Origin of the sequence: Microcystis sp. T1-4 (genome assembly GCF_000297435.1) — a bacterium.
Classification (GTDB): domain Bacteria; phylum Cyanobacteriota; class Cyanobacteriia; order Cyanobacteriales; family Microcystaceae; genus Microcystis.
Genome location: NZ_CAIP01000342.1, coordinates 1 through 1,062 on the forward strand (window position 1 = coordinate 1; position 1,062 = coordinate 1,062).

3 protein-coding genes and 1 pseudogene are annotated in these 1,062 nt (G+C 31.1%); 2 read left to right on the forward strand and 2 right to left on the reverse strand.

Annotated elements, in window-relative coordinates; all coding sequences use genetic code 11:
- Positions 1-114 precede the first annotated feature (114 nt).
- Together MICAI_RS16975 and MICAI_RS16980 are read left to right on the forward strand one after the other, a co-directional pair.
- Positions 115-318, forward strand: coding sequence for a hypothetical protein (locus MICAI_RS16975; protein ID WP_008205013.1), 204 nt, complete (start codon positions 115-117; stop codon positions 316-318).
- Positions 319-365: 47 nt separating this feature from the next.
- The gene (locus tag MICAI_RS16980; RefSeq protein ID WP_008205015.1) at positions 366-563 is read left to right on the forward strand and encodes a hypothetical protein; all 198 of its coding nucleotides are present in this window, start codon (positions 366-368) and stop codon (positions 561-563) included.
- An 88-nt stretch (positions 564-651) separates the two neighbouring features.
- On the opposite strand, the gene MICAI_RS16985 is transcribed toward MICAI_RS16980, so the two are convergent.
- The gene (locus tag MICAI_RS16985; RefSeq protein WP_002747316.1) at positions 652-831 is read right to left on the reverse strand and encodes a hypothetical protein; all 180 of its coding nucleotides are present in this window, start codon (positions 829-831) and stop codon (positions 652-654) included.
- A pseudogene (locus MICAI_RS16990) lies at positions 812-1,062 on the reverse strand (hypothetical protein); the annotation flags it as partial. The pseudogene MICAI_RS16990 and the gene MICAI_RS16985, both read right to left, overlap by 20 nt.

The window sequence follows — 1,062 nt, forward strand, 5'->3', positions numbered from 1 at the left end:
GAACCTAAAATCCATTTTTAATTTAATTATAACCAGCTACTTATATTAATTTTATACTCGAAAGAATAGAAAGGTTTAAATTTTTACAATAACCCAAACAAATCGAGGTTTTTTATGACTCTAAAGTACGAAGATTTGGCTGAAGATGAACAATACTTTATAGATAAAATTCGAGGATTATCTCAGTCTAAGAGAGATGCCTTGAAGAACAGTGAAAATGGTTTTTTAACATGGATTAAGACAGAGATTCCAAAAATATGGAAAAAAATTTCTGGTGCTGTTAAAGATTTATGGAACTGGTTTAAAAGTTTATTTTAAATCCTAAAACCACATCATATTAAATACTTATCAAGAGGCTATACTTTATGGAATTAACACCTGAAGAACAAGAAATTATCCAACGCTTTCGTCAACTTTCTGTGTCTCAAAAGAAAGCCGTTCTTTCCAGTACACATTCTTTTATGGAGTGGATTAAAGTAGTAGCAAGATGGATTTTAGAAGCATTACTAGGATCAGAGGTTGTCAGAATATTTGAGGATTTGAAAAAATTAATTTTCGGATAATTCGGTTATCTGCAAACGTTTTTTTGTCTTTTTTATGGAGTTTCTAGTAGCTCATCTTATCGGGTGCATTAACAGAGTATAATGCGCCTTATTTCTTGTTATTGATGGATTCCCACCATAACTTTAAATCACTTTCATTAATCTTTTTTTGAAGATATTCAATCTGATCTGAATAGCTGAGATTTTTCATGTCTTCAGCCATTTTTTCTTGACTGGTTTGTTTAAAAGCTAAACAGTCAAAACTTTTTTTAATTGTCGTTGGCTTCATCAATTGTTACCTCTAAAGGAGAAATAATAGTCAAAATCCCGTAGCCATTGAGTAAATTAATTTGATTATAGCCTTTCATTTTATCTAGGCGCACAATATGTTTAAAATTCCATGATATGATTGCATCCGCTCTAGCTATTGTAGCAGCCGCTACATGAGTAGCATCATTAATAGACTTTGATGTAACAACTCCTTCATTGATATAAGCATTCCTTAACTGTAAAACTTCAG